The organism is Bradyrhizobium sp. (assembly GCF_017881085.1).
Taxonomy (GTDB): Bacteria; Pseudomonadota; Alphaproteobacteria; order Rhizobiales; family Xanthobacteraceae; genus Bradyrhizobium.
The window spans coordinates 1-5064 of sequence record NZ_JADGRI010000362.1; the positions used below are offsets into that span (position 1 = coordinate 1).

Below are 5064 nucleotides of genomic sequence, written 5' to 3' on the forward strand. Positions count from 1 at the left end.
TGCCGGATGCGGTTCTCATGCACAAAACATTGCGCCAGCGACAGCCCGCGGCCGATCTCGCCGAACAACGCATCCTCCAGCACGAATACGTCGGTAAAGCTGACGCGCGGGTGATCGGTCGGCATGTTGAAGGTCCACATATATTCCTCGACCTTCACGCCCTTGGCTTTTGCCGGCACCAGGAAGCAGGTGATGCCGCGGGCGTCGCCGTCGTTGCCCGAGGTGCGGGCAAACAGCGCGCAATGGGTGGCGACATGCATGCCAGTGGTCCACATCTTCTCGCCGTTGATCACCCACCCCTTGACGCCCTCTCGCGTGGCCTCGACGGCGCGGGTTTCCATGTGAGTCGCGTCCGAGCCGTGCTCGGGCTCGGTGAGGCCGAAGGTGATGCGGTATTTGCCCGTGATCGAGCCCTCGATCATCGCCTTCTGGTCGTCGCGGCCGTAGCGGTCGAGCATGGTGACCAGCGGCAGATTGCCGACGATGGAATGCTCGTTCTGCAGGTCGTTGTGCAGGCCAAGGCCCCTGGACGCAAAATGCTCGCGGATGACAGCCATCCAGAGATTGGAGCCGTCCTTGCCGCCATAACGTTTTGGTATCGCAAAGCGCAGATGGCCGGCGCTGTCGGCGAGATTTTTCACGCGCCGCAGCAGCGCCTCCCATTCATGCCGCGGCAGGCCGCCGTTGTCGAAATCGGTACGCGCCCATTCGCGGCGATGATCGAAGAAGCGGATGTTGTCGTCGGCCGCCTCGATCGGCTTGATCTCGCGCGCGATGAAAAGGTCGAGTTCGTCGAGATAGGCGACCAGATCGGCCGGCAGATTGAAATCCAAGGCGGTCTCTCCCGGAAATATTGTTATTGTCGATTTGCGTTAAGGCGCTACGAGGCGCTGCAGCCTGGATCGATTAAGGTGAGAACGGAAGACCGAGTCAAGCAATGCGATGGGCTTGTGGCGCGCGGGGCCCTTGCGTAATTGGGTAGCGTCCAGCGCCGCGTGCACGCTAGTATCCTCGGCAATATTCCTCGCCGCAGAAAAAAATCACGGGAGCAAACATGGACCTGAAATTCTCCAAGGTAACGCGCAAGGGCCCGGTCACGATCGTGACGCTGTCGCGCCCGGAAGTGTACAACGCGCTGCATACGGATGCGCATTTCGAGCTGGACAAGGTGTTCGACGACTTCTCCGCCGATCCGGAGCAGTGGGTCGCGATCGTCACCGGTGCCGGCGACAAGGCGTTCTGCGCCGGCAACGACCTGAAATGGCAGGCGGCCGGAGGAAAACGCGGCTGGGACAAGGGCGGGTTTGCCGGCCTGACCTCGCGCTTCGACTGCGACAAGCCGATCATCGCCGCGGTCAACGGCGTCGCCATGGGCGGCGGTTTTGAAATTGCGCTGGCCTGCGACCTCATTATTGCCTCGGAGAATGCGACCTTCGCGCTGCCCGAACCGCGCGTGGGGCTCGCGGCGCTCGCCGGCGGATTACACCGGCTGCCGCGGCAGATCGGGCTGAAGCGTGCCATGGGCATGATCCTCACCGCGCGCCACGTCTCGGCCAAGGAAGGTCTCGAGCTCGGTTTTGTCAACGAGGTGGTGCCGCAAGGCGAAGCCCTGGCGGCGGCGGAGCGCTGGGCCGAGACGATCTGCAAGAATAGCCCGATGTCGATCCGCGCCTCCAAGCAGACCATCCAGAGAGGCCTTGCGGTCTCGCTGGAGCAGGCGATATCAGAGCAGCGGGAATATCCCGCGGTAAAGGCGATGGCGGCGTCGCAGGATTACATCGAGGGGCCGAAGGCGTTTTCCGAGAAGCGCCCGCCGAAATGGGTTGGGAAGTGACGCTTCGTCATTCCGGGGCGATGCGAAGCATCGAACTACGATGTGCAATCGCACATCGGAGAATCTCGAGATTCCGAGTCTGCGCCTGACGGCGCATCCCGGAATGACGTTGCCCTAGCCGCCCTTGCTTCCCAACTCCCGCTTGTACGCCGCATAATTCGGCTGATCGACCGCGAGCTTGTCCATCGTGGTCTGCCACAGATGCTCCGACAGACCGGGCGTCGTCAGATCTAGCTCACCCTTCCCGATTCGGTCAGCGAGTTCGCGGTTCAGGTCAAAGAGCGAACCCTGCATGCCCAGAAGTTGCGCGAGCCGCGCGGATTCCGCGGCGTCGCTGCCCTGCTGCTGCGTCAATTGCCGGGTGACGAGGTCGAGCATGTTGATCGCGACCCGCAGCTTGAAGGCGTTATGCCCGGAGATCATGGGCGTGATGTCATGGCGCAGGAAATCCGCGACCGCTTTTGTCAGCTCGACGGGTGTCGGTTCGTCCTGCATCTCACTTCTCCCGTGGCGCGAGTAACCGCAGCAAGTCGATCTCGGCCTCCGACGAGCGCCGCCCGATCATGGCGCGTTCCATCGAATGGTCGGGGCCCTGGCGGAACCGCTGCATCATGCCGCAGCACATCACGCCCCAGCGCAGCGTGCCCATTACTTCCCAGAATTTGACCCGCTCGGGATCGGCGCGCCGGCCCGCCGCCTCGTAGCCCGCGAACAGCTCCTCGCGGGTGCCAAAGCCGCCGACGGGTTTGTCGATCTCGCCGAAGCGCCAGGAATTGACGCAGACCCAGCCCAGATCCTCCATGGGGTCGCCGAGATGAGCCAGTTCCCAGTCCAGCACCGCGCGCACGCCGTCGGGGCCGATGATGAGATTGCCGTGGCGGAAATCGCCGTGCACCAGCGTCACCTCCGCGGATGGCCCGGGATCATGATCGCGCAGCCAGCGCAGCGCCAGCTCGAACACCGGCCGCGGCCACCCAAAGCTGCGGTATTCGCGATCGAGGTCGGCGATCTCTTTGGTTGATGTCATTTGCCGAAGTTTTGGTAACTTCGTCACGTCCAGCCCATGAATGCCGGCCGCTATTCCACCGACCTGACGTGCCAGCATGGGACGTGCCTTGGCAAACTGCTCATCGCGCAGGATCTTGCGCGCGATGGTTTCGCCTTCGACACGCTGCATGATGAAACCGGTGCCGAGATCGTCTTCGGGCGTCAGTACATGCAGCACGCGCGGCGACGGCAGGCCGGCATCATGCGCGAGCTGCATCAACGTGGCTTCGGCATCCAACCCGGCCGCCCGCCCCGGCGAAGCACCATAGCCGGGCGGCGCGCGGCGCAGGATCGCGCCGATGGGGCCATCGGGATGCACGATATCGAACGTCCAGGTCTCCTGGCTGGCGCCGCCGGAGAGTTTTGCGGCGCCAGTGACGCCGGTCGCGCCCGGACACCAGGCGGCGACGCAGCGACCGAGTTGAGCCTCGATCATTTGCCTTTGAACTTCGCCGGGCGCTTCTCCAGGAACGCGGTGACGCCTTCCTTGAAATCCTCGGCCCTGCCCGCGATCCGCTGCGACTCGAATTCGAGATTGAGCTGGTCCTCGAACGAATTTTCCGAACTGTCCCAGTACAGCTTGCGGATCAAGGACAGCGCGATGGTCGGACCGTTTGCCAGCTCATGCGCGAGCTTCATGGTCTCCTCCGTCAAGGCCGCGTCGTCGTAAACCCGGTTAACGAGGCCCCATTCCAGCGCCTTCTCGGCCGGAAGCCGCTCGCCCATCAGGGACAGTTCCACCGAACGGGCTTTTCCGATCAGCCGTGGCAACAGCCAGGTCGATCCGCAGTCCGGCACCAGACCGATGCGGCGGAAGGCCTGCAGGAAATACGCTGAGCGCGCGCACAGGATCATGTCGCCCATCAGCGCGAAGCTCATGCCGGCGCCCGCGGCCGGACCATTGACCGAGGTGACGATCGGGCAATGCAGGTTGCGCAAACGGCGCAGGAACGGGTGGAACGCGGTTTCCAGCGCGGCCCCGGCATTGCTCTTGCCTGGCTTCTGGTTGTTGCGGCCCTGCAAATTGGCGCCGGTGCAGAACGCTCGCCCTGCGCCGGTGAGGACCAGACAGCGGACTTCGGCCTTCTTGTCGTCGATGACGTCGAGCGCCTCGGCGAGACCGCCCAGCATGTCGATCGACACCGCGTTCATCACCTCCTGGTGGTCGAGCTTCAGGATGGCCACCGGACCGTCGAACTCGAGCGTGACGTGCTTGAACTGCATTTGTTTCCTCAGGGGTTGTGGTCCCGCGTTATTTCGTCCCGCGGTACAAAGGGTTGTTGCGACCTCAGGCCCATATTTGATTTTCTGGGCGGCCTTGTCCATGGTTGTCGGGGACCATCAGCCCGCCACCGGGCGCAACGCGCAGAACGCGCGCCAAACCACACTGGAAACGCTCATGGGTATTTTCGACCTCACCGGCCGCGTGGCCGTCATCACCGGCGGCAATGGCGGCATCGGCCTCGGCATCGCGCAGGCGCTGGCGGCGGCCGGGTGCGACGTCTCGATCTGGGGCCGCAACGCCGAGAAGAACAGAAACGCCGCCGCGACCATGGCCGGCTCTCCCGGCAAGATCGATACCCGCATCTGCGACGTCAGCGATTCCGCTTCCGTAAACGCCGCGATGAAGGCGACGCTGGATGCCTTCGGCCGGGTCGACGGCTGCTTTGCCAACGCCGGCATCGGCGGCGGCGGACGGCGCGCCTTCATCGACCGTACCGAGGAGGAATGGCGCAAGATGTTCGCGACCAATCTCGACGGCGTCTTTCACGCGTTTCAGGCCGCGGCGCGCCACATGACCGAGCGCGCCGAGGCAGGCGACCGCTTCGGCCGGCTGGTGGCGACCTCGAGCCTTGCCTCGCTGTTCGGTACCGCGCGCAACGAGCACTACGCCGCGACCAAGGCCGCGATCAATGCGCTGGTCCGTGCCCTCGCCGTCGAACTGGCGCGCCAGGGCGTCACCGCAAACGCCATCCTGCCCGGCTGGATCAAGAGCGAGATGACCGCCGGCATCATGGCCAATGAGAAATTCGTGGCCAATGTGATGCCGCGGATTCCGGTGCGACGGTTCGGCGAGCCGGAGGATTTCGGCGGCATCGCGGTTTATCTGATGAGCAAGGCGTCGTCCTATCATACCGCCGACTGCTTTGTGATCGACGGCGGCTATACGGCGTTTTGACAGC

At 64.0% G+C, this 5064-nt stretch carries 6 protein-coding genes; 2 read left to right on the plus strand and 4 right to left on the minus strand.

The window, feature by feature from the left end:
- A partial coding sequence (locus tag QZ213_RS24440; RefSeq protein ID WP_291688646.1) for an acyl-CoA dehydrogenase family protein occupies positions 1–833 on the minus strand: 833 nt, incomplete at its 3' end.
- A gap of 221 nt (positions 834–1054) precedes the next feature.
- Here QZ213_RS24440 and QZ213_RS24445 point away from each other — a divergent pair.
- Entirely contained in the window at positions 1055–1834 is a 780-nt protein-coding gene (locus QZ213_RS24445; protein ID WP_291688647.1) for an enoyl-CoA hydratase-related protein, read from the plus strand.
- A gap of 114 nt (positions 1835–1948) precedes the next feature.
- Here QZ213_RS24445 and QZ213_RS24450 read toward each other — a convergent pair whose 3' ends face one another.
- Genes QZ213_RS24450 through QZ213_RS24460 form a run of 3 tightly spaced genes read right to left on the minus strand, consistent with a single transcriptional unit; the run spans position 1949 to position 4105 of the window.
- Complete coding sequence (locus tag QZ213_RS24450; RefSeq protein ID WP_291688648.1) at positions 1949–2329, minus strand: DUF6285 domain-containing protein; 381 nt, start codon at positions 2327–2329, stop codon at positions 1949–1951.
- 1 nt (position 2330) lies between these two features.
- A complete protein-coding gene (locus QZ213_RS24455; protein WP_291688649.1) occupies positions 2331–3317 on the minus strand; it encodes a phosphotransferase family protein in 987 nt (328 codons plus the stop codon).
- Positions 3314–4105: an enoyl-CoA hydratase/isomerase gene (locus QZ213_RS24460; RefSeq protein ID WP_291688650.1), complete on the minus strand. Its 792-nt coding sequence runs from the start codon at positions 4103–4105 to the stop codon at positions 3314–3316. The genes QZ213_RS24455 and QZ213_RS24460 overlap by 4 nt, the downstream gene beginning before the upstream one ends.
- A gap of 175 nt (positions 4106–4280) precedes the next feature.
- Between QZ213_RS24460 and QZ213_RS24465 the strand changes: the two genes are divergently transcribed.
- Positions 4281–5060 (plus strand): SDR family oxidoreductase, encoded by a 780-nt coding sequence (locus tag QZ213_RS24465; RefSeq protein ID WP_291688651.1) that lies wholly within the window; start codon positions 4281–4283, stop codon positions 5058–5060.
- Positions 5061–5064 lie beyond the last annotated feature (4 nt).

Bases quoted from the DNA above. Each gene is read 5' to 3' on its own strand.
- QZ213_RS24445 (WP_291688647.1), top strand. From the start codon at position 1,055: ATGGACCTGAAATTCTCCAAGGTAACGCGCAAGGGCCCGGTCACGATC.
- QZ213_RS24450 (WP_291688648.1), bottom strand. From the start codon at position 2,329: ATGCAGGACGAACCGACACCCGTCGAGCTGACAAAAGCGGTCGCGGAT.
- QZ213_RS24455 (WP_291688649.1), bottom strand. From the start codon at position 3,317: ATGATCGAGGCTCAACTCGGTCGCTGCGTCGCCGCCTGGTGTCCGGGC.
- QZ213_RS24460 (WP_291688650.1), bottom strand. From the start codon at position 4,105: ATGCAGTTCAAGCACGTCACGCTCGAGTTCGACGGTCCGGTGGCCATC.
- QZ213_RS24465 (WP_291688651.1), top strand. From the start codon at position 4,281: ATGGGTATTTTCGACCTCACCGGCCGCGTGGCCGTCATCACCGGCGGC.